We start from the raw sequence: 21,150 nt of genomic DNA on the forward strand, positions 1-21,150 counted from the left end.
CGTTGTAATGGTAAGCGCTCTCCAACGGTGGAGGGCGGCGTCCGGCAACGACGCAGGGAGTGTCGCGTGGCTCGAACAGACGGAGTCCTCAGCCCGCAGATCGACCAGTCCACAACCATCGACCGAGCCGGTGTGACCGGCTCCGGACCCCCGGGCGCCGCCCTCGGGGGATCCGCCCCACCGAGGCGCGGCGGGCAGCTGACCTGGTGGGGACGCGTCCGCCGGGACAAGGTGCTGCTGCTGATGGCGGTGCCCGGTCTGGGCCTGATGCTCGCCTTCCACTACCTGCCGTTGCTCGGCAACCTGATCGCGTTCCAGGAGTACCTGCCGTTCGTCCCGATGGGACGCAGCGCCTGGGTCGGCCTGGACAACTTCGCGGTCATCTTCAACGGGGACGCGGAGTTCCTGAACGCGCTGAAGAACACGCTGCTGATCACGCTGGTCCAGGTGGTCTTCGTGTTCCCGGCGCCGATCGCGCTGGCGCTGCTGCTGAACAGCCTGCTGTCGGAGCGGATCAAGCGCGTCGTCCAGTCGGTGCTCTACCTGCCGCACTTCCTGTCCTGGGTGATCGTGATCGCGATCTTCCAGCAGATCCTCGGCGGCAGCGGCATGATCAACAACATGCTGCGGTCCCGCGGCATCGACACGATCGACTTCCTCGGCAACCCGGACAGCTTCATCGCGCTGCTCACCAGCCAGGTGATCTGGAAGGACACCGGCTGGGGAACGATCCTGTTCCTGGCCGCGCTGACCCAGATCGACACCGGGCTCTACGAGGCCGCCCGGGTCGACGGAGCCTCCCGCCTGCGGCAGTTGGTGCACGTCACGCTGCCGGGGATCCGCGGGCTGATCATCCTGCTGCTGATCCTGCGGCTCGGCGACTCGCTGACCGTCGGGTTCGAGCAGATCATCCTGCAGCAGAGCTGGGTCGGCAGACCGGCCAGTGAGGTGCTGGACACCTACGTCTACAACAACGGCGTCCTGGCCGGCCAATGGGGAGTCTCGGCCGCAGTGGGCCTGGTCAAGGGTCTGGTCGGCGTCGCCCTGGTGATCGGCGCCAACAAGATCGCACACGTCTTCGGCGAGGCGGGGGTGTACAGGAAAGCATGAGCACATCAACGAATCTCTTGCGCTCCACTCGCAAACCGGAGCTCATCGACGCACCTGGGATTCCGGTCCGGGTGATCAAGGGCATCGTGCTGGTGCTCTGCTGCCTGGTCGTGATCGTTCCGTTCATCGGCGTGATCTCGACCAGCATCGCGAGCCAGGCCCACGTCACCAACTCCGGTGGCTTCGTGCTCTGGCCGGACGGCATCAACCTCGACTCGTACCGCACGATCTTCAACGGCGGCGTCGTACTGCAGGCGCTGTCGGTCAGCTTCCTGATCACGATCGGCGGCACGTTCATCAGCCTGGCCGGGTCCACCATGCTGGCGTACGCGCTCAGCCGGCCCGGTTCGGTCGGGCAGCGGCCGATCCTGATGATCGTGCTGTTCAGCCTGCTGTTCAGCCCCGGGCTGATCCCGAACTACCTGGTGGTCAAGCAGTTCGGCCTGCTCGACTCGCTGTTCGCGCTGATCCTGCCGACCGCGATCAGCGGCTTCAACGTGATCATCCTGCGGGCGTTCTTCATGAGCATCCCGGACTCGGTGGTCGACTCGGCGCGCGTCGACGGCGCCGGCGACTTCCGGATCTTCTGGTCGATCGTGCTGCCGCTGTCCCGGGCGGTGCTCGCGGTGATCGGCCTGTTCTACGCGGTCGGTTACTGGAACGCGTTCTTCAGCGCGATGCTCTACATCAGCGACACGGCGAAGTGGCCGCTGCAGCTGGTGCTGCGGACGTACGTCATCAACAACACCGAGCTCAGCAGTGGTGACCTCGGTGGCGCGGCGGCCGACCAGTTGCCACCGCAGGAGTCCATCCAGATGGCGATCCTGGTGATCTCGCTGGTGCCGATCCTGATCGTCTACCCATTCCTGCAGCGGCACTTCGCCAAGGGAATGCTGACCGGGGCGGTGAAGGGATGACGCTCAGCAGAAGAAGGTTCCTCGGCGGTTCACTGGCCGCCACGGCGGTCGCCGGCGGGTTGAGCGGCTGCGCCACGGTGACCAGGTCGACCGACATCGCGGCGTTGAACAAGCCGGTGCAGCTGCCGACGTACCGGCGGTTCGACGGGCCGAAGCCGGACCTGCCGCGGTCGCATCCGTTGATGCCGGACTGCTTCTACCGGTTCCCGGAGCAGCCCGGTCGGGTGACCGACGGCGTACCGGGGGACGGCAGCGACATGTCCGGCAGTGCGCCGACGTCGAACCCGATCCCACCGACCGCCGACCGGAACGCGTACTGGCAGGAGCTGAACAACCGGCTCGGCTCCCCGCTGGCGCTGACGATCACGGCGGCCGCCGACTACGACGACAAGTTCGCGACCTCCGTGGCCGGTGACACCCTCGGCGACCTGTTCAACGTCGAGGGTGGGTTCTCCTACCTGCCGCAGTTCCTGGAGGCGCGGGCGCAGGACCTGACCGAGTACCTGTCCGGCGACGCGATCCTGGAGTACCCGTTCCTGGCCAACCTGTCCACCGAGTCGTGGCGCGGGTGCGTGTACTCCGGGGGAATCCGGGCTGTCCCGATCCAGCGCGGAGTGATGTCGACCGACCTGCTGTTGGCGCGGCAGGACATCCTCGACCAGCTGGGTGTCGAGCTCGAGTCGCCGAACCTCGACGAGTTGATCAAGGTCGGCAAGGCGGTGACTGACGAGAAGAAGAAGCGGTGGGCTTTCGCCGTACCGCCTAAGTGGGCGCTGTGCGCGATGCTCGGGTTGCCGAGGGACTGGGAGGTTCGCGACGGCCGGCTGGTGCACAGCTGGGAGCTCCCGGAACACAAGGAGATGCTGACGATCACCCGGCAGATGGTGGTCGACGGCCTGATCCATCCCGACGGTGTGGCCAAGCCGAACCAGAAGGTCTGGTTCAGCCAGGGGTCGGCGGTGCTGACGCAGGACACGTACTCGTCGCTCCAGAGCTTCTACCGGCGCAGCGTGGTGAAGAGCTTCGCCATCGGGATCCCGGTCGTGCGTGATCAGTCCGGGAAGGTCGGCCGGGTGCTGCTCGGCAAGCCGAACAACTCGATCGCCGCGATCAAACCCAGCTCGCCGGAGCGGACCAAGATGCTGCTGCGGGTGCTGAACTGGATGGCCGCGCCGTTCGGGACCGAGGAGTACCTGTTCCGCAAGTTCGGGCTGCCCGATCGCCACTACACGCTGAAGGGCACCGACCCGGTGCTGACCGAGGCCGGTCAGAGCGAGGTCTGCCTGGGCGAGTTCCCGATCCAGTACCTGGCCGACGGCGGCTACCCGGTCTACTTCCCGGGGCGTCCCGAGGCGGTCGACGTCGCGTACGGCCACCTCAAGGCGGTCCTGCCCACGGCTGTCCTGCCGCCGGTCTACGGGCTCTACTCACCGACCGAGTCCACCAAGGGCAAGGTCTTCACGACCCGCTTCGACGCCCTGACCAAGGACATCCAGCTGGGCCGGGCCAAACTCTCCGCCTGGGACGAAGCCGTCACCGAATGGCGAAAATCCGGCGGCGACGCCATCCGCGCCGAATACGAACAAGCCATGTCAATCCAAGGCCGCAAGTAACAACCAGTCGCGGACCCGCCGCGCGCACCGCCCCCCGGGCGGTGCGCGCGGTGGTTTTTAGTTGCAGCGGAGGGTTTCTAGGTTGGCGGCCTGGCCCATGGCGTGGTTGCCGGCGTCGTTGGGGTGGAGGCCGTCGCCGCCGTCGTACGCGGACTGGAGGCGGGTGGGGTCGGCGGGGTCGCGGGTGGCGGCGTCGAAGTCGACGACGCCGTCGAACTCCCCGCTGGTGCGGATGAACGTGTTGACGGCCTGCCGAGCCGCCTCCTTCTCCGGCGAGTACACGAACGACCCACCGACCGGCGTGATCGTCCCACCGACGATGCAGCGCCCGGCCGCGTGCGCCCGCGCGATCAACTGCCGATACCCGTCGATCAGTTCGTCCGCAGTCGCCCCGGCATAGATGTCGTTGATCCCCTCCAGCACAAGAACAGTCTGTACGCCGGGCTTCGTCAGCACATCCCGGTCGAGCCGGGCCAGCGCGTTCGGCCCCGCACTACCCGCCTTCGCCACACCGTTCAGCACCCGGTTCCCGGAGATCCCCTCGTTGGAGATCGCGAGCCGCCGATGCTCGGGCAACTGCGCGTACCGGTCGGCGAGCACGTCCGGCCACCTCCGGTTGGTGTCGATCGTCGTACCGACCGACGAGGTGATCGAGTCGCCCAGCGTGGCGACCGAGTCGACCTGCCGCGGCGCCGAGACGATCGCGGCGTTGACGAAGAACCACGCCGACGACTCGGTCTGGTACGGCGTCGCCGACTCGTCGGCCGCGTGGTCACCGGAGACCGACTTGTAGCTGTGCTGCATCGCGCGGTTGTGCGCCGTGATCACACCGGTCTGCCCGACCACGTGCAAGCTCACGGTCAGGCTGGTCTGCGCCGGCACCGGACCAGGCAGCGGATCACTGATCGCCAGCCCACCCGGCGGGATCCGCACCGACGTCTTCCCGCCGAACGTCAGTCGCCGACTCGTTCCCGGTACGACGCTCGCGCCGTCCTGATGTCGCCCGACGTACACGGAATCGGTCACCAGCGGCTGGTCGCCGTACGCGTTCGTCAGCCGGATCCGCAGGTCCGACCCGCCGACGCTGGTGCGCACGATGTTCCGCACCGTCATGTCGCTCAACGTCCCGCCCGCGATGTCGTCACTGGCGCCCCAGGTCGTCACCAGTTGGGTGCCACCAGCATCGTCCCCACCATCCGGAGCCGCCGGGTCCACCAGGCCCGCCACCCCCACCGCCATCACCAGCAAACTCGCGCCCACACGGCGCCACGAGGAAGTATTCATTCTGCCAAGTCATCCCTGAATAGATATAACCTCAACGCGTTGCAGTTGTTGCAGCGCCGAACGGCCCCTTCCCCGAGCCCAGCGGTCGCTCGAAAACCGTGAGCGCCACGACACCCGCCTTCGGGACAATCAGCCGCATGCTGCTCGTACCGCAGGACCCACTGAACCCGCGCCGGGTCGACCCACACTTCGCCGGACAGGCCGCCGCCGCCCGCGAGCGGGGGATCGCCGTCGCGCGCATCGACCACGACGCGCTCGGCGATCCGGAGCGCGCCGTCCAGGGAGTGCCGGCTGCGGACCATGCCGTGTATCGCGGATGGATGATGTCGACGAGCGAGTACGACGGATTCGCGAAGGCGCTCGCGGATCGTGGAGTGACACTGCGGACGTCAGCCGAGGCCTACCGGACTGCGCACGAGTTCCCTGGCTGGTACGACGCGATGAAGTCGGTCACACCGGAGTCCGTGTGGACCACAGGTGACGACGTGGACGAGCTGACAATCGCGGCTCAGCAGCTGGGAAACGGCCCCGCCGTACTGCGGGACTACGTGAAGTCGATGAAGCACTACTGGGACGAGGCTGCCTACGTGCCCGAGCCGGCCGCCGTAGAGCGGGTGGCCCGCAGGTTCCTGGAGTTGCGGGAGGACGCGTTCACGGGTGGGTTCGTGCTGCGGCGGTTCGAGGAGTTCGCCGGGCCGGAGGTGCGGACGTGGTGGGTCGGTGGGCGGTGTGTGCTGGTCACGCCGCATCCGGACAGCCCGGACGATTTGCCGGCGGGGGTGGATCTGGTCGAGGTCGAGCCGCTGGTTGCCGGGCTCACGCTGCCGTTCGTGACTGTTGACCTGGTCCGGCGGGCCGACGGGGTGTGGCGGGTCGTCGAGCTCGGGGACGGACAGGTGAGTGATTGGCCCGCGTCGCGGGAGGCGGGCGACCTGGTCGCCGCGCTGTTCTGGTCCGTAAGGGACAATGGGTTGCGATGACGCTGACTGAGAATGTTCCGGGGACGACCGACGCCGATGCCCTGTACGACGCCTTCGCCGGGTGGGTGGGGGAGCAGGGGATCTCGTTGTACCCGGCGCAGGAGGAGGCGCTGATCGAGGTGATGACGGGGTCGAACGTGATCCTGTCGACGCCGACCGGGTCGGGCAAGAGCCTGGTCGCCACCGGGGCGCACTTCGCCGCGCTGGCGAACGGGCGGCGGACCTTCTACACCGCGCCGATCAAGGCGCTGGTGTCGGAGAAGTTCTTCGCGCTGTGCGACGTGTTCGGGGCGGACAAGGTCGGCATGCTGACCGGTGACGCGTCGGTGAACGCCGGAGCGCCGATCATCTGCTGCACCGCCGAGGTGCTCGCCAACGTCGCGCTGCGCGAGGGCGCCGACGCCGACGTCGGCCAGGTCGTGATGGACGAGTTCCACTTCTACTCCGAGCCCGACCGCGGCTGGGCCTGGCAGGTGCCGCTGCTCGAGCTGCCGAACGCGCAGTTCGTCCTGATGTCGGCGACCCTCGGCGACGTCGAGCGGTTCAAGATCGACCTGTCCCGGCGGACCGGCCGCCCGACCGCGATCGTGTCCAGTGCCGAGCGCCCGGTGCCGCTGATCTACAAGTACGTCACCACCGCCCTGCACGAGACGCTCGAGGAGCTGCTCACCACCCACCAGGCGCCGGTGTACGTCGTTCACTTCACCCAGGCCGCCGCCCTCGAGCGCGCCCAGGCGCTGACCAGCATCAACGTCTCCTCGAAGGAGGAGAAGGAGAAGATCAACGAGCTGATCGGCAACTTCCGGTTCAGCAAGGGCTTCGGCCGGACCCTGCAGCGGCTGGTGAAGCACGGGATCGGCGTCCACCACGCCGGCATGCTGCCGAAGTACCGCCGGCTGGTCGAGCAGCTCGCGCAGGCCGGCCTGCTCAAGGTCATCTGCGGCACCGACACCCTCGGCGTCGGCATCAACGTCCCGATCCGGACCGTCGTGCTCACAGCCCTCAGCAAGTACGACGGACGCCGGCAGCGGATCCTGAAGGCGCGGGAGTTCCACCAGATCGCGGGCCGGGCGGGACGGGCCGGGTACGACACGTCGGGGACGGTCGTCGTCCAGGCGCCGGACCACGTGGTCGAGAACGTGAAGGCCCTGGCGAAGGCCGGCGACGACCCGAAGAAGCAGCGCAAGGTGCAGCGGAAGAAGCCGCCGGAGGGGTTCGTCACCTGGGGCGAGGACACGTTCGACAGGCTGGTCGCGGCCGAGCCGGAGGCGCTGCAGTCGAGGATGCGGGTCAGCCACGCGATGCTGCTGAACGTGATCGCCCGCGACGGCGACGCCTTCGCGAGCATGCGGCGGCTGCTCCGCGACAACCACGAGGACGCCCGGACCCAGGTCCGGCTGATCCGCCGGGCGATCCAGATCTACCGGACCCTGCTGACCGCGGGCGTGGTCGAGCGGCTCGACGAACCGGACGAGTACGGCCGGACGCTGCGGCTGACCGTCGACCTGCAGAAGGACTTCAGCCTCAACCAGCCGTTGTCGACGTTCGCGCTGGCCGCCCTCGACCTGCTCGACCCCGAGAGCCCGGAGTACGCGCTGGACGTGGTCTCGATCATCGAGGCGACCCTGGAGGACCCGCGCGCGGTGCTGTGGGCGCAGGAGCACCACGCCAGGGGCGAAGCGGTGAACGCGATGAAGGCCGAGGGGATCGAGTACGAGGAGCGGATGGAGCTGCTCGAGGACGTCAGCTGGCCGAAGCCGCTGAACGAGTTGCTCGAGGCAACGTTCGAGATGTACCGGCAGACGCACCCGTGGATCGCCGACACCGGGCTGTCGCCGAAGTCGGTGGTCCGGGACATGTTCGAGCGGGCGATGACGTTCGGTGAGTTCATCGGGTACTACGGGCTCGCGCGGTCCGAGGGGATCGTGCTGCGCTACCTCAGCGACGCCTACAAGGCGCTCCGCCAGACGGTTCCACCGGACAAGGTGAACGACGACCTCACCGACATCGTCGAGTGGCTCGGCGAGGTGGTCCGGCAGACCGACTCCAGCCTGCTCGACGAGTGGGAGGAGCTGACCAACCCGGTGCCCGAAGAGGTGGCGGAGGTCGCGACCCCGGCCGGGCCGCGCCGGATCACCTTGAACAGCAGGGCTTTCCGGGTCCTGGTCCGCAATGCGATGTTCCGCCGGGTCGAGCTGATCTCCCTGCACCGCTGGGCGGAGCTGGGCCAGCTCGACACCGAGGCGGGCTGGGACGCCGCTCGCTGGGCCGAGGCCGGTACGGCGTACTACGCCGAGCACTCCACCCTGAACACCGGCCCGGCGGCCCGCGGCCCGGCGCTGTTCATGGTCGAGGAGCACCCCGGCTACTGGGAGGTCCAGCAGATCATCGACGACCCCGAGGGCAACCACGACTGGCGCATCACCGCGTCCGTCGACCTCGCGGCCTCCGACGAAGCCGGCGATCTCGTCCTGGAAATGGCGTCGTTCAAGCCGCTGTAGTCACCGGCGTCTCGAGCGTGCGCACCTCCCGGACGAACATGGGCAGTGCGGACAGCGCCATACCGATGGTGCCGATCGCGACCGCGGCGGTCGTGCCGAACGCACTGCCCAGCACTCCGCCCAGCGCAGCGCCGATCGGGAGCACGCCGTACGTGAACGTGCGGTAGGCGCCGTTGCTCCGGGCAAGGGATGCGCGGGGGATGAGCAGCTGGCGGATCGTCACCGACAGCACATTCGCACTGCCCAGCCCGATACCGCCCGCGAACTGGACGAGCCCGAGGAGGACGCCGTACCTGACTCCGCGACCGGGGAGGAGCGCGGTCAGGAGCGGCACGCCGGTGGACAGCACCATCGAGGCGAGGAACGCCCGGCCGTACCCCAGCCGCTTGGCGAGCCGCAGCCCGATCATCGCTCCCGCGAACGCGCCGGCGCCGCCCGCGCTCAGCGCGATGCCGTAACCCCCGGCGGACAGGCCGCGCTCCTTCACCGCGAGGACGACGAGGTTGACGACCATGATCTGTGCGGACGCGTTGAACAGCGCCGCGTGGGCGGTCAGCGAGCGCAGGAACGGGCTGACTTTGATCTGCCGGACGCCTTCCCACAGGCCAGGCCGGTCGTCGGTGGCGTGCGGCGCCGCCTCCGGCCGCCGTGCCGACCTGATGCCGAGTGCGCTGGTGAGATAGGAGAGCGCGTCCACCAGGAGTGCGACGGCCGGCCCGAGTAGCTGGACGAGCAAACCCGCCAAGCCTGGCCCGCCGACCTGCGCGGCCGTGCTCGACCCTTGGAGAGCCCGGTTCGCCGACGGCAGCTCCGCTTCCGGCACGAAGTCCGGGAGGTAGGCGAACGATGCGATGTCGAAGACCACGCTCGCGGCGCCGACCAGGAAGGCCACGGCGACCAGCAAGGGCAGGGTGAGGTGACCGAATGCCCAGGCGGCCGGGATCGCGGCCACCGCGGCGGCCCGGATCACGTCGGCGGCGATCATGACACCGCGCTTTCGCCGCCCTTCGAGCCAGTGCCCGGCGAGCAGCGGCAGCGCAGCGCTCGGTAGGTAGGTCGCCGTCGCGATCGCGCTGACGCCTGCGGCGCCCGCGTCGAGGGTGAGCGCAGCAGTCAACGGCAGGGCGACCGCCGTGACGTGGGTGCCGACCGCCGAGACCGTCTGCCCGGCCCAGAACCGCTTGAAGTCGCTGTCCACCGTTACCAGTACCTCCGCCTCATCTAGTAACCGTTACCGGATCATGCCCCAACAGCGGTAACGTGGCAAGCGTGATTCAGCCCGGCGAGCGCAACCCAGCCCCTGAGCCGCTGGTGCTTGTCCAGGACCTGGTGAACACCGTCGACCTGGAGCTGGCGCGCGACGAGCTCGGCAAGCCCGCCGATCTGCGGACCTTCTGTGCCGACCACGGACTACCGGAGCTGCGGTTCGACTGGGCCGACCTCGCCGACGTGCTGGCGCTCCGCGAGGCGATCCGCGATGTCTGCCTGGCCCATGCCGGTGTCGACGTACCGGGGGAGTCGCTTGCGGTGCTCGACCGGATCCTCGCCGAGGCGCCGCTCCGGCTCGAGCTGTCGGCCGACGGAGGCGCGACAGTTCGTCCGGCGGACGGGCTCGTGGGCGCGCCGGGGCTGGTCGCCCAGCTGGCCGCGGACATCACCGCATCAGTTGCCGTCGGCAACTGGCAGCGCCTCAAGGCATGCGCGTCCGACAGCTGCCGATGGGTGTACTACGACCGCAGCCCGGCCGGCCGCAGTCGCTGGTGCACGATGTCCCTCTGCGGCTCCCGCAACAAGATGCGGCAATACCGCGCCCGGAACTAAGGCCAGGTGACGTCGACCTGGGTCGGCGCCTCGTAGTCGACCCCGGGTACGTCGAAGCCGTAGAGCCGCCGTACCTCGGCGAGGAACCACGCGGTGTCGGCCACGTCCGCGATGGTGTCCTGCGTTGCGGACTCCCAAGCAGCCCGTACGGCGGCCTGGACGTCGTCGGTCAGCTCCCACCGGTCAAGGCGGATACGGCCCTCCTCGTCGAGGTCCAGCGGGCTCTCGCCGGTCAACTGGTCCCACAACGCGATCGACTGCTGGATCGGGGTCTGCAACCCGTCGCCGAGGACCTTGTGCAGCAGGCTGACGTAGAGGCCGATACCGGGGATCGCGGACGACGCCTGGGTGACGGCGGCACCGTTCACCGACGTCATCGCCTGGACGCCGGCGTCCTTGCTCAGCGTCAGCGCGGTCTGCTCCAGGTCGGCCTTGGCGGCGCCGATCGAGCCCTGCCGGTAGATCGGCCCGGTGAGCTCGGAGCCGATGTAGGTGAGCGCGACCGTGTTGAAGCCCGGCTTCAGCAGACCCCGCTCGGACAGGGCAGCGATCCACCGACCCCAGTCCTCGCCGCCCATCACCTTGATCGTCTGCGCGATCTCGTCCTCGGTCGCAATGTCGATCCCGACCTCCTGCAGCACCGGCTGCCCGTCCTCGAAGGCGAGGCTCTTGGTGGTGTGCGCGGCGCCGATCGCCTTGAGTGCCGACTGGTACGTCTCGCCGTTGCGCGGGTCGACCCGGCGCGGCGCGGCGACGCTGTAGATCAGGTGGTCGATCCCGCCCCAGCGCTCGGCGATCAGGTCGAGCACCTCGGTCTTCGTGGTGTCCGCGAACGCGTCCGCGTTGACGAACCGGAAGTCGCGCCCGAGCTCGGCGGCCAGCGCAGCCGTCTCGGCCGTGCGGTACCACCCCGCGGTCGCCGTGCGGCGAGCTGTCGGCGCCTTCTCGAAGGACACCCCGACACCGTCGATCCCGTAGCGCGCCAGCCCCGCGATCGTCGCGGCCAGCCCGTAGCCGGAGCTCGACCCGATCACCAGCGCCGTACGGCGTTCGGGCGCTCGCCGCGCGACCTGCGCGGCCGCGTCACGGACCAGCCGGGCACACGCGGCCGGATGCGAGTCCAGGAAGAGAAAACCACGGCCGAGGGGCTTGATCACGCGCTCAGTCATGCGCAAGACCCTAAACCGGCAACTAGTTCCAGTACATCTCCGCGTCATCCGGTTCGACTGTGACGTCGGCCCCCAGGCGGCGGAGGTTGCCGGCGAAGTCGGTGTAGCCGCGGTGCACATGATGGGCGGCCGACACCAGCGTCTCGCCCTCGGCGGCGAGGCCGGCGAGGACCAGGGCCGCGCCGGCCCGGATGTCCGACGCCACGACCGGTGCGCCCGAGAGCCGCGGGACACCGCGGACGACGGCGTGGTGACCGTCGGTCTGGATCTGGGCGCCGAGCCGGGTCAGCTCCTGCGCAAAGGTGAACCGTCCCTCGAACAGGTTCTCCGTCACCATCGCCGCGCCGTCGCTCACCGCGTTCAGCGCGATCACGAAGGCCTGCAGGTCGGTCGCGAACCCGGGGTACGGCAGCGTGACCACGTCCACCGGCTTCGGCCGGTCGTGCATCCGGACCCGGAACCCGGACTCCAGCACGGTGATCTCCGCGCCCGCCTTGTGCAGCTTGTCGAGCGGCAGCTCGAGGTGCTCGGCGTGGCCGTTCGTGACCGTCACGTCGCCCTTGGTGATCGCCGCAGCAAACGCCCAGCTCCCGGACACGATCCGGTCCGGTACGACGACGTGGTCGGCCGGCCGCAGTGGCCCGGTCACGCCGGTGATCTCGATCCGCGGCGTCCCGGCGCCGTCGATCTGCGCGCCCATCTCAACCAGCATCGCGGCGATGTCCTGGATCTCCGGCTCGCGGGCCGCGTTCTCGATCACCGTCGTACCGCGCGCCAGCACGGCCGCCATCATGATCGTCTCGGTCGCGCCGACGCTCGGGAAGTCCAGCCACACCTCGGCGCCGTGCAGCCCCTGCGGCGCCTCGGCGATCACGAAACCGTGCTCGATGTGCACCTTCGCGCCCATCGCCTCCAGGCCGGCGACGTGCATGTTCAGCCCGCGGGAGCCGATGTTGTCACCGCCCGGCAGGGCTACCTCCGCCTGGCCGCAGCGGGCCAGCAGCGGCCCGAGCACCGAGATCGACGCCCGCAGCTTGCGGACCAGCTCGTAGTCGCACTGGTGCCCGACCTCACCCGGTACGGCGATCGTCGCGGTCCGCTCGTCCGCGTCGACGGTCACCTGGCAACCGAGCGTGTCCAGCAGTTGGGCCATGAAGGTGACGTCGAGGATGCTCGGTACCTGCCGCAGTAGCGTCGTACCTTCCGCCAGCAGCGCCGCCGCCATCAGCTTCAGCACGCTGTTCTTCGCACCAGCAACTTCCACGGCTCCTTCGAGCCGTGCCTCACCCGCGATCCGAAACCGTTCCACCAGCCGACTGTAGCGTTCTGCGCCTCGACCCGTGGACCCGGCCAGCCGCGAGCAGGTGCTCGGCGGAGTGCAGCGCAAGGCGGAGAGCGAGGCTCGGAGTGGGGTTCTCCGTGCCTCGCTCTCCAACGCGGCGATGTGCCCGCCGAGTGCCGCGCAGCGCGGCCGGGTCCACGGGTCGAGGCGGAGGGATCCGGCCTTTGCGTAGAGTCCTTGCCATGGCTGTGAACTTGACGCGGATCTACACCCGGACCGGTGACGCCGGCGAGACCCGCCTGGGCGACAACTCGACGACTTCGAAGACGGATCCGCGGCTGGCCGCGTACGGCGAGGTGGACGAGGCGAACTCCGCGATCGGAGTGGCCATCGCCGCCGGGCACCTGAACAGCACCCTGGTCGTCTTGCTGAACCGGATCCAGAACGACCTGTTCGACGTCGGCGCCGACCTGTGCAACCCGATCACGCCGAATCCGCAGTACCCGCCGCTGCGGATCACCCAGGAGTACGTCGACCGCCTCGAGGCCTGGTGCGACGACTACAACAGCCGGCTCACCAAGCTCCGCTCGTTCATCCTGCCCGGCGGCACCGAAGGCGCCGCGTACCTGAACGTCGCCCGCACCGTGGTCCGGCGGGCCGAGCGGGCCGGCTGGGCCGCCGTCGAGGCGCACGGCCCGTCGATCAACCTGCTCGCCCTGACCTACCTCAACCGGCTGTCCGACCTGCTGTTCATCCTCGGCCGGGTCGCGAACCTGTCGTCCGGCGGCGACGTCCTCTGGGTCCCGGGCGGCGAACGCACCTCGTGACGGTCCGCTGGCTCCGGCCGGGTTCCGCAGAGTACGAGGCGGCCCGCCGGCCGGCCATGCCCCGGTACGGCGAGGTGCACCCGGCCGCGATCGCCCAGTGCGCCACCCCCGCCGAGGTGGCCGACGTTTTGGCGGAGGCACGCCGTACCGGGCAGCCGGTCGTGCCCCGCAGCGGCGGGCACTGCTTCGCCGGCCGGTCGACCACGACCGGCATCGTCCTCGACGTCTCGCCGATGGCGTCGATCGACGTCACCGACAGGATGGTCCGCGTCGGCGCGGGCGTCCGGTTGCCGGAGGTGTACGACGCCCTCGACGAAGTCGGCCTGACCCTTCCGGCCGGGTGCGGCGAGACGGTCGGGATCGCGGGCCTGGTGCTGGGCGGCGGAATCGGTCTGCTGGGCAGGATGCACGGGCTGACCTCGGACAAGCTGATCGCGGCCGAGCTCGTGCTCGCCGACGGCCGCGTCGTACGGTGCGCCCCGGACGAGCACGCCGACCTGTTTTGGGCGATCCGTGGTTCGGGTGGCGGGCAGTTCGGCGTGGTCACCAAGCTGTGGTTCACCGGGGTGCCGTCGCCGAGTGCGCATCGGCTGCATCTGACCTGGCCGCGCGACCATGCAGTCGCCGTCGTCGATGCGTGGCAGCGCTGGGCGCCGTACGCGCCTGACGAGGTCAACGTTGCGGTGAAGGTGACGCCCGAGGGTGTTCATGTGTTCGGGCTCGTCGTCGACGACCTGGATCAGGTCGACCGGCTCGTGGTCGCGGTCGGCAGCGAGCCGGCGACGACCGCGATCGCGCGGATGCCGTATCGCGAGCTCAAGCGCTCGGTGGTCGGCCTCGGCGACGTGGAGCGTACGCAACCGCGGCTGGACGTCAGCAAGTCGGCGTTCTTCGCGGGCAGCGTTCCCGGCGGGACCTGGCGGGAGGTGCTGGCCAGTCTCGGCGATGCCGAGCTGAACCTGACGCCGATGGGCGGCGAGTACAACCGGCACGACGTCGACTGGAGCGCCTTCGCGCACCGCGACCAGGCCTTCCTCGTCGAGCTCGTCACCGGCGCGCCGCTACCTTCCGGCGAGGAGGCGCTGCGGACGACCGAGGCCGAGTTGCGGTCCGCGCTGGCCGGGTTGTTCCGGCCGCTCGAGCCGTTCAGCTCCGGCCGGGTCTACCCGAACTTCCCCGACCCCACGCTGCCCGACGCGTTGACGGCGTACCACGGCGAGAACCTCGATCGGCTGCGCAAGGTCAAGCAGGCCTACGACCCGGACGGCTTCTTCGCCTTCCCGCAGTCGATCACGCCAGCTGCCAGTTGAGCGGCATCCGCAGCAGGCCCTCGGGCGGCAGGCCCAGCGCGCTGTAGATACCGGTTGCCAGGCCGTCGAGAGTCAGCGCCTGAGCACGAACGGCCAGGTCGTCAGTGGTCGTGGGAGCGCGCAGGTGGTCCAGCAGGTTGCGGTGCGGGACCGTGGCCAGCCCGATGTTGTCGCGGTCCAGGCCGGCCCGGTTGCAGGCGACCGTCAGCGCGTGCTGGAAGCCGCCGAGCTCGTCCACGAGCTTGCGGCTGTGGGCGTCCGCGCCGGTCCAGACCCGGCCGCGCGCGAGTCCCTCCAGTTGCTGCTCGGGCAGCCCGCGGTCCTGCGCCGCCTTGGCGACGAAGTCCTTGTAGATGCGGTCGAGCGTCTCCTCCAGCCGCGCCCACTGCTCGTCGGTGAACTCCTCCTGCGCCGAGTACATCCGCGCGTTCTCGCCCTCCGACACGGCCTCCTGCGAGATCCCGATCCGCCCGAGCGCGTCCCGTACGACGCCCTTGCCGGAGAGCACACCGATCGACCCGGTGATGGTGCCCGGCTGCGCGACGATCACGTCGGCCGGCATCGAGACGAAGTACCCGCCGGACGCTGCCACCGTGCCCATCGACGCGATCACCGGACGCCCGGTGGACCGCAGCCGGAGGATCTCGTTCCGGATCGCGTCCGAGGCGACGTACGAGCCGCCTGGGCTGTCCACCCGCAGTACGACGGCCTTCACCTTCTCGTTGTCCGCGACCGCCCGCAGCGCCGCGCCGATGGTGTCGGAGCCGGAGCCCGGTCCACCGAGCGGGCTGTTGGAGTTGCGGCCCACAGTGATCCCGCCCGAGATCCGCACGACGGCCACCAGCGGCTTCTGCGGCCACGGCAGCTGCTTTCGCAGGTCCTCCAGGGTCCGCGGCCCGCGGCGGATGTACCGCTCGGCCAGGAGCCTGGTCGTCTCGCCGAGCCCCTTGCGCAGCTCGTCGTACACGTCGGAGCGGTAGCCGAGCCGGTCGACGAGCCCAACTTCAATCCCGGTCTGGGCAGGCAGCGGCGCGGTGTTCACGAGCTCCCGCACCCGCGCGGTGTCGAGTCTGCGCCGTACGGCGATGCCCTCGACGATCTGCTCGTACGCCGACTCGGCCAGCCGCGACGCCATCTCGCGGGCCGGCTCGGTCATCTCCTTCTCGGTGAAGGTGTCCGCCGCGGTCTTGTACTCCCGGCGCTTGCCGAACTGCGGGATCACCCCGGCCTTGTCCAGCGCGCCACGGACGAAGACGGCCTGCACCGAGATCCCGGTGATCGCGAGGTCACCGGACGGCTGCAGCCAGATCTCGTCGAACGCGGTCGCCAGGTAGTACGGCACGGTCCCTTGGCCGGTCTCGCCGAACGACTCCGTCCACGCGACGGCCGCCTTGCCCGACGTACGGAAGTCCGCGACGGCCTCGCGCAGGTCCTGCACCTGGGAGAGCGACAGCCGGTGACCGCCGATGTGGGCGACCAAACCGACGACATTGTCGTCGCGCGCCCCTTTCCGCAGCGCTCCCACCAGCTCCCGCAGAGTCGGCAGGTGCCGCGCGCGAAACGCAGCCACGGGCGAGGCGGGTGGCGTCTCCAGCACACCCCTGGTCAGATCCAGCTCCAGCAGAATCCCCATACACCGACCCTAGACGGTGCGCAAAAGAACTGCCCCGCCCGGCAGCGCCGAGCGGGGCGTCGACCGGCGGTGCCAGCTCAGCGGACGGTGCGGGAGGGCGGCCGGGGTTTCTCGTCGGTCCAGCCGGACTCTAGGACGACGGTGGCGCCGGGTTTCAGGCCGCGGTACGACGAGCTCAGCAGGCGGCCGGTGACCGGGTCGATGATGTAGCGGGCGCCGCCGCGGTGCATGAAGGTCTTGCCGGCGCTGGGCATCGACGGGTCCGGCGTGAAGATGATCTCGGTCCCGGACCGGCCGATCGGGTCCTGCACGCCGGTCCGGACCTGGGTGTCGGGCAGGGTGGCGAGCACGCGGAGGGCGGCGCCGCGGAGCTTCGGCGGGGACGGCATCTCGAACAGCAGGCGTCCGGCCGCGGCGAAGACGACGTACTCGCGCTCGCTCGCCGTCGCGTCGGGGTCGACGTCGGCCGACAGGACTGCGCGGAGCTTGACCGGGTCGGTGGGGAGGGCTGCTATCTGCTGTGCGGTCAGGGGTTTGTCGCCGGTCAGGTAGTAGCCGGGCGGGACCTGGTCGAAGCCCATCTTGTTCACCACCGGCTCGATGGGTGACTTCAGGTCCACCCAGCCGAACCAGGACTGCACGCCGGGCTTCATCGGCATCCAGCTCTCCGTGATCACCCGCCGAGTCCCGTTCACCTGCAGACTCCGCACCCGGAAGAACCTCCCGGAGACCTTCTCGTCCGTCTCCTGCAGTTGCGCAACCGCGATCAACACCTGACTGGCACTCGCCAACCGCGGCGCGCTCGGCGTAATCGTCGCCGGCGCCGCCTCAACCGTCCCATCCACACCGTGGAGAAGCGGCACCCCCAAACCGACCACAGTCACCACAGCAGTAACTGCAGTCAACGCAGTCCCCACCCATCCCGTCCGAGCGATACTGCGGAAGGCGTACACCCTTCCGCCGCCGTCACCGTCGGCCTCTCGGATCAACGCCTCCACCTGACGCCGTGCAGCGGCGGTCGCCTGGGCGGACGGCGCCTCGGCTTCGGGGAAGGCTTTGCGGATTCTCTCCAGTTCGTTCACAGCGGCTCCAGCGTGTCGCGGAGGATGCGGCGGGCTCTCGAGAGCCGGGAGCAGACGGTGCCGTACGCGATCCCGAGGGCTGCGGCCACCTCGTCGTACGTGAGCTGCCCGAGCGCCACCAGGAGCAGCACCTCGCGGTCCTTGGCCGACACCTTCGCCAGCGCGGCCGCCAGTTCACGGCCTACACCTTGCGCGGTGACCTGGGCGGCGATCCGCTCCTCGTCGTCGACGGACTCCACCGGCGGCGGGAGTTTCGCGATCGCCCGCCAGGCGCGCACCTCGTCGCGCCGGTGCCGCCGGATCAGGTTGGTCGCGATGCCGTACAGCCAGGCCCGAACCACTCCGTGCCGCCGGTCGAAGCGGTCTCGCTGCCGGAACGCGATCAGGAACGTCTCCGCCGCCAGGTCGTCAGCGATGTCGGTCCCCAGCCGGCGGGCGACGTACGCGTGCACCTGGCCGAAGTACCGGTCGAAGATCAGCGTGAACCGGTCCGGCTCCCGGACCGATGCCTCCAGCGCCCGGCCGTCCTCGTCGGCCTCCGCAGGTACGGCGGCTGCCGGCAGCCGGCCCGGGAACGCGAGCGTCGCCAAGGCCAGGTCGGGCGTCATGGAGCTCCCCACGTCTGATGTACCGGTCGACTCACCCTCTTCTTGTCCGATGTCCCCCAGCCCCTTCTCACGTCGGTGAGCTACCGGGAGGTGGACGCGCGAGAGCGCTCTCGGGAGGACAGCCAGGTGGAAGAAACCGTCAGGAGGCGTCGAGCAGGCCGCGGGCCGCGGTCTCGTCCTGCGGCCAGACGTAGACGGTCCAGCCGTCCTTGGTCCGGGCCGCGGTCGCCTTGATGCCGAAGTCCTTCAGCATCGACACCTTGACCCGGACCTCGTTGTAGGTGGGCATCGTCAGGATGGCGACCAGCAGTCCGAAGGAGTCCCGGTCGGCCGGCCGCAGGTCGACACGCCGTACCAGCGAGCCGCCCTTCGCCTTCGAGAAAGCCCAGCGGCACAGCAGTACCATCAGCCCGGCCAGTGCGATGGCCACGAGTGGAAACAAGAAGTACTGCTCGGCGAACACGCAGCTATTGTCTCGCGAAATAAATCGTCGCGAAGTCTTGGCAACCTTCCGGGTCTCCATGGAGTCTTTATCTCCACACGCTGCAGTGCGGCCGATGACTCGGGGGCCGCCAGGGGAGAGCGGAGGGCACGGACATGCTCGCACCGACCCAAGACAACACAACTGCACACCCGACCACACCCAACGTCGTACATCTGACCGGAATCCTGGACGTCCGTTCGGTGGGTGACGTCCGTCAAACGCTCAACCAGGTGATCGACAGCTCCGACGGCGACGTGATCGTCAACCTGGAGTCGGTCGACGCCGTGGACGCGACCGGGCTCGGCCTGCTGGTCGCCACGCACCGCCGGACCCAGTTGCTCGGCCGTCAACTCGTGCTCTGGCACCCGATGCCCTCGGTGATCCGCATCCTCGCGGTCACCCGCCTGCACCGCATCCTCAACGTCGAACGCACCCCCCTGCCGATCAGCGCTTGAAGCCGTGCCTGTGTGATCCAGACCCCTGGTGACACCGGTCACGAGCAGGGGACGCACAAAGGAACACAGTCCTACTCTCGGGTACATGGCGACCGAGAAGGATCGACCGTGGGTGATGCGGACGTACGCGGGCCACTCGTCCGCGGCGGAGTCGAACGCGTTGTTCCGGCGGAACCTGGCCAAGGGCCAGACCGGGCTGTCGGTCGCGTTCGACCTGCCGACCCAGACCGGGTACGACGCCGACCACGCGCTGGCCAAGGGCGAGGTCGGGAAGGTCGGGGTGCCGATCGCGCACCTGGGTGATGTGCGGGCACTGTTCGACCAGATCCCGCTCGCTCAGATGAACACCTCGATGACCATCAACGCGACCGCGATGTGGTTGCTCGCGCTCTACCAGGTCGCCGCGCAGGAGCAGGGCGCGCTGCCCGCCGAGCTCACCGGCACCACGCAGAACGACATCGTCAAGGAGTACCTGTCCCGCGGCACGTACGCGTTCCCGCCGGACGCGTCGCTGCGGCTGACCACCGACCTGATCGCCTACACGGTCGCGAACGTGCCGAAGTGGAACCCGATCAACATCTGCAGCTACCACCTCCAGGAGGCCGGTGCGACCCCGGTCCAGGAGCTCGCGTTCGCGCTGTCGACGGCGATCGCCGTACTGGATCGAGTTCGGGACGCCGGCCAGGTCCCGCAGGAGCGCTTCGGCGACGTCGTACAGCGGATCTCGTTCTTCGTGAACGCCGGGGTGCGGTTCATCGAGGAGACCTGCAAGATGCGCGCGTTCGTGCGGTTGTGGGACGAGCTGACGCTGCAGCGGTACGGCGTGACCGACGCGAAGGCCCGTCGGCTGCGGTACGGCGTACAGGTCAACTCACTGGGGTTGACCGAGGCCCAGCCGGAGAACAACGTCCAGCGGATCGTGCTCGAGATGCTCGGCGTGACCCTGTCGAAGAACGCTCGCGCCCGCGCGGTCCAGCTGCCGGCGTGGAACGAGGCCCTCGGCCTGCCGCGGCCGTGGGACCAGCAGTGGTCGCTGCGCATGCAGCAGATCCTGGCGTACGAGTCGGACCTGCTCGAGTACGACGACATCTTCGACGGCTCGCACGTGATCGAGGCGAAGGTCGACTCGTTGGTCGCCGGGGCGCGCGAGGAGATCGATCGTGTGCAGGCGATGGGCGGTGCTGTCGCGGCCGTTGAGAGCGGTTACTTGAAGCAGGCACTGGTTGCATCGCACGCCGAGCGCCGGCAGCGGATCGAGTCCGGTGAGCAGATCGTCGTCGGGGTGAACAAGTTCGAGAACACCGAGCCGTCGCCGCTGACCGCCGACCTCGACACCGCGATCCAGACCGTCGACCCGGCCGCGGAGGCCGCCGCGCTCGAGTCGCTGCGGACCTGGCGCGCCGAGCGGGACGGCAAGGCGGTCGACACTGCACTCGGCAAGCTGCGCGAGGCCGCGAAGGGCACCGACAACCTGATGCCGGTCACCCTCGAGTGCGCCCGGGCGGGCGTCACGACGGGGGAGTGGGCGGGGGTGCTGCGGGAGATGTTCGGCGAGTACCGCGCACCGACCGGGGTCTCGGGGTCCGTTGGCGTCTCGGCCGGCGGTGAGGCGATCGCCGCCGTACGGGAGAAGGTGTCGGTGACCGCTGAGGAGCTGGGCGGGCGGTTGCGGTTCCTGGTCGGCAAGCCGGGGCTCGACGGCCACAGCAACGGTGCCGAACAAGTCGCCGTACGCGCCCGGGACGTTGGCTTCGAGGTGATCTACCAGGGCATCCGGCTGACCCCCGAGCAGATCGTCGCCGCCGCCGTCGCCGAGGACGTCCACTGCGTCGGCCTCTCGATCCTGTCCGGTTCCCACATGGAACTCGTCCCCCAGGTAGTTGCCGGCCTCCGCGAAGCCGGCCTCGAAGACGTTCCCGTCGTCGTCGGCGGCATCGTCCCCGACACCGACGCCCGAGCCCTCCTGGCCGCCGGCGTAGCCGCCGTCTACACCCCCAAGGACTACGACCTCACCGGCATGATGTCCGACGTAGTAGACGTAATCCGCCACGCCAACAAGCTCTGAGGCTGTGGT

The 21,150-nt window shown here is 69.3% G+C and carries 18 protein-coding genes; 10 read left to right on the plus strand and 8 right to left on the minus strand.

Going from position 1 to position 21,150, the window contains the following annotated elements; all coding sequences use genetic code 11:
- The first annotated feature begins 66 nt into the window (after window positions 1-66).
- The 3 genes from AB0H36_RS33595 to AB0H36_RS33605 are packed head-to-tail and all read left to right on the plus strand — an operon-like array spanning window position 67 to window position 3,640.
- Entirely contained in the window at window positions 67-1,110 is a 1,044-nt protein-coding gene (locus AB0H36_RS33595; protein ID WP_360532947.1) for an ABC transporter permease subunit, read from the plus strand.
- Window positions 1,107-2,027, plus strand: a complete 921-nt coding sequence (locus tag AB0H36_RS33600; RefSeq protein ID WP_360532950.1) for a carbohydrate ABC transporter permease — start codon at window positions 1,107-1,109, stop codon at window positions 2,025-2,027. The genes AB0H36_RS33595 and AB0H36_RS33600 overlap by 4 nt, the downstream gene beginning before the upstream one ends.
- Window positions 2,024-3,640, plus strand: coding sequence for a hypothetical protein (locus AB0H36_RS33605; RefSeq protein ID WP_360532953.1), 1,617 nt, complete (start codon window positions 2,024-2,026; stop codon window positions 3,638-3,640). Before AB0H36_RS33600 ends, AB0H36_RS33605 begins: the two co-directional genes overlap by 4 nt.
- Before the next feature lie 57 nt (window positions 3,641-3,697).
- Here the strand turns inward: AB0H36_RS33605 and AB0H36_RS33610 are convergent, their stop codons facing one another.
- Entirely contained in the window at window positions 3,698-4,924 is a 1,227-nt protein-coding gene (locus AB0H36_RS33610; RefSeq protein WP_360532956.1) for an SGNH/GDSL hydrolase family protein, read from the minus strand.
- Between the two features lie 137 nt (window positions 4,925-5,061).
- On the opposite strand from AB0H36_RS33610, the gene AB0H36_RS33615 reads away from it, so the two are divergent.
- Together AB0H36_RS33615 and AB0H36_RS33620 are read left to right on the plus strand one after the other, a co-directional pair.
- Window positions 5,062-5,904: an ATP-grasp domain-containing protein gene (locus AB0H36_RS33615; RefSeq protein WP_360532959.1), complete on the plus strand. Its 843-nt coding sequence runs from the start codon at window positions 5,062-5,064 to the stop codon at window positions 5,902-5,904.
- Window positions 5,901-8,405 carry a DUF3516 domain-containing protein gene (locus tag AB0H36_RS33620; protein ID WP_360532962.1) on the plus strand — a complete coding sequence of 835 codons (2,505 nt, stop codon included), beginning with the start codon at window positions 5,901-5,903 and terminating at the stop codon, window positions 8,403-8,405. Before AB0H36_RS33615 ends, AB0H36_RS33620 begins: the two co-directional genes overlap by 4 nt.
- On the opposite strand, the gene AB0H36_RS33625 is transcribed toward AB0H36_RS33620, so the two are convergent.
- The gene (locus AB0H36_RS33625; RefSeq protein ID WP_360532965.1) at window positions 8,392-9,603 is read right to left on the minus strand and encodes an MFS transporter; all 1,212 of its coding nucleotides are present in this window, start codon (window positions 9,601-9,603) and stop codon (window positions 8,392-8,394) included. The genes AB0H36_RS33620 and AB0H36_RS33625 overlap by 14 nt on opposite strands.
- 71 nt (window positions 9,604-9,674) lie before the next feature.
- Between AB0H36_RS33625 and AB0H36_RS33630 the strand changes: the two genes are divergently transcribed.
- Window positions 9,675-10,226, plus strand: a complete 552-nt coding sequence (locus tag AB0H36_RS33630) for a CGNR zinc finger domain-containing protein (RefSeq protein ID WP_360532968.1) — start codon at window positions 9,675-9,677, stop codon at window positions 10,224-10,226.
- Here the strand turns inward: AB0H36_RS33630 and fabV are convergent.
- Both fabV and murA read right to left on the minus strand, forming a co-directional pair.
- On the minus strand, window positions 10,223-11,395 hold the full coding sequence (gene fabV, locus AB0H36_RS33635) for an enoyl-[acyl-carrier-protein] reductase FabV (RefSeq protein WP_360532971.1): 1,173 nt from the start codon (window positions 11,393-11,395) through the stop codon (window positions 10,223-10,225). The two genes, AB0H36_RS33630 and fabV, sit on opposite strands and share 4 nt — an antisense overlap.
- Window positions 11,396-11,417: 22 nt before the next feature.
- Complete coding sequence (gene murA / locus AB0H36_RS33640; protein WP_360532974.1) at window positions 11,418-12,704, minus strand: UDP-N-acetylglucosamine 1-carboxyvinyltransferase; 1,287 nt, start codon at window positions 12,702-12,704, stop codon at window positions 11,418-11,420.
- Window positions 12,705-12,919: 215 nt separating this feature from the next.
- On the opposite strand from murA, the gene AB0H36_RS33645 reads away from it, so the two are divergent.
- A complete protein-coding gene (locus tag AB0H36_RS33645; protein ID WP_360532977.1) occupies window positions 12,920-13,504 on the plus strand; it encodes a cob(I)yrinic acid a,c-diamide adenosyltransferase in 585 nt (194 codons plus the stop codon).
- A complete protein-coding gene (locus AB0H36_RS33650; protein WP_360532980.1) occupies window positions 13,501-14,814 on the plus strand; it encodes an FAD-binding oxidoreductase in 1,314 nt (437 codons plus the stop codon). Before AB0H36_RS33645 ends, AB0H36_RS33650 begins: the two co-directional genes overlap by 4 nt.
- Here AB0H36_RS33650 and sppA read toward each other — a convergent pair.
- From sppA to AB0H36_RS33670, 4 genes are all read right to left on the minus strand, one after another.
- Window positions 14,795-16,447: a signal peptide peptidase SppA gene (gene sppA / locus AB0H36_RS33655; protein WP_360532983.1), complete on the minus strand. Its 1,653-nt coding sequence runs from the start codon at window positions 16,445-16,447 to the stop codon at window positions 14,795-14,797. The genes AB0H36_RS33650 and sppA overlap by 20 nt on opposite strands.
- 77 nt (window positions 16,448-16,524) lie before the next feature.
- On the minus strand, window positions 16,525-17,529 hold the full coding sequence (locus AB0H36_RS33660) for a CU044_5270 family protein (RefSeq protein ID WP_360532986.1): 1,005 nt from the start codon (window positions 17,527-17,529) through the stop codon (window positions 16,525-16,527).
- Window positions 17,526-18,137, minus strand: coding sequence for an RNA polymerase sigma factor (locus AB0H36_RS33665; RefSeq protein ID WP_360532989.1), 612 nt, complete (start codon window positions 18,135-18,137; stop codon window positions 17,526-17,528). The genes AB0H36_RS33660 and AB0H36_RS33665 overlap by 4 nt, the downstream gene beginning before the upstream one ends.
- 139 nt (window positions 18,138-18,276) lie before the next feature.
- A complete protein-coding gene (locus AB0H36_RS33670; RefSeq protein ID WP_360532992.1) occupies window positions 18,277-18,600 on the minus strand; it encodes a hypothetical protein in 324 nt (107 codons plus the stop codon).
- 134 nt (window positions 18,601-18,734) lie between these two features.
- Between AB0H36_RS33670 and AB0H36_RS33675 the strand changes: the two genes are divergently transcribed.
- On the plus strand, window positions 18,735-19,076 hold the full coding sequence (locus tag AB0H36_RS33675; RefSeq protein ID WP_360532995.1) for an STAS domain-containing protein: 342 nt from the start codon (window positions 18,735-18,737) through the stop codon (window positions 19,074-19,076).
- Window positions 19,077-19,161: 85 nt separating this feature from the next.
- Entirely contained in the window at window positions 19,162-21,141 is a 1,980-nt protein-coding gene (locus AB0H36_RS33680; protein ID WP_360532998.1) for a methylmalonyl-CoA mutase family protein, read from the plus strand.
- The last annotated feature ends 9 nt before the right edge of the window (window positions 21,142-21,150 follow it).

Origin of the sequence: Kribbella sp. NPDC050820, from assembly GCF_040653975.1 — a bacterium.
Classification (GTDB): Bacteria; Actinomycetota; Actinomycetes; order Propionibacteriales; family Kribbellaceae; genus Kribbella.

What these genes read in the sequence shown, in the direction of transcription:
- AB0H36_RS33600 (WP_360532950.1), top strand. Translation starts at nt 1,107, where the DNA reads ATGAGCACATCAACGAATCTCTTGCGCTCCACTCGCAAACCGGAGCTC.
- AB0H36_RS33605 (WP_360532953.1), top strand. Translation starts at nt 2,024, where the DNA reads ATGACGCTCAGCAGAAGAAGGTTCCTCGGCGGTTCACTGGCCGCCACG.
- AB0H36_RS33610 (WP_360532956.1), bottom strand. Translation starts at nt 4,924, where the DNA reads ATGAATACTTCCTCGTGGCGCCGTGTGGGCGCGAGTTTGCTGGTGATG.
- AB0H36_RS33615 (WP_360532959.1), top strand. Translation starts at nt 5,062, where the DNA reads ATGCTGCTCGTACCGCAGGACCCACTGAACCCGCGCCGGGTCGACCCA.
- AB0H36_RS33620 (WP_360532962.1), top strand. Translation starts at nt 5,901, where the DNA reads ATGACGCTGACTGAGAATGTTCCGGGGACGACCGACGCCGATGCCCTG.
- fabV (WP_360532971.1), bottom strand. Translation starts at nt 11,395, where the DNA reads ATGACTGAGCGCGTGATCAAGCCCCTCGGCCGTGGTTTTCTCTTCCTG.
- AB0H36_RS33645 (WP_360532977.1), top strand. Translation starts at nt 12,920, where the DNA reads ATGGCTGTGAACTTGACGCGGATCTACACCCGGACCGGTGACGCCGGC.
- sppA (WP_360532983.1), bottom strand. Translation starts at nt 16,447, where the DNA reads ATGGGGATTCTGCTGGAGCTGGATCTGACCAGGGGTGTGCTGGAGACG.
- AB0H36_RS33665 (WP_360532989.1), bottom strand. Translation starts at nt 18,137, where the DNA reads ATGACGCCCGACCTGGCCTTGGCGACGCTCGCGTTCCCGGGCCGGCTG.
- AB0H36_RS33675 (WP_360532995.1), top strand. Translation starts at nt 18,735, where the DNA reads ATGCTCGCACCGACCCAAGACAACACAACTGCACACCCGACCACACCC.
- AB0H36_RS33680 (WP_360532998.1), top strand. Translation starts at nt 19,162, where the DNA reads ATGGCGACCGAGAAGGATCGACCGTGGGTGATGCGGACGTACGCGGGC.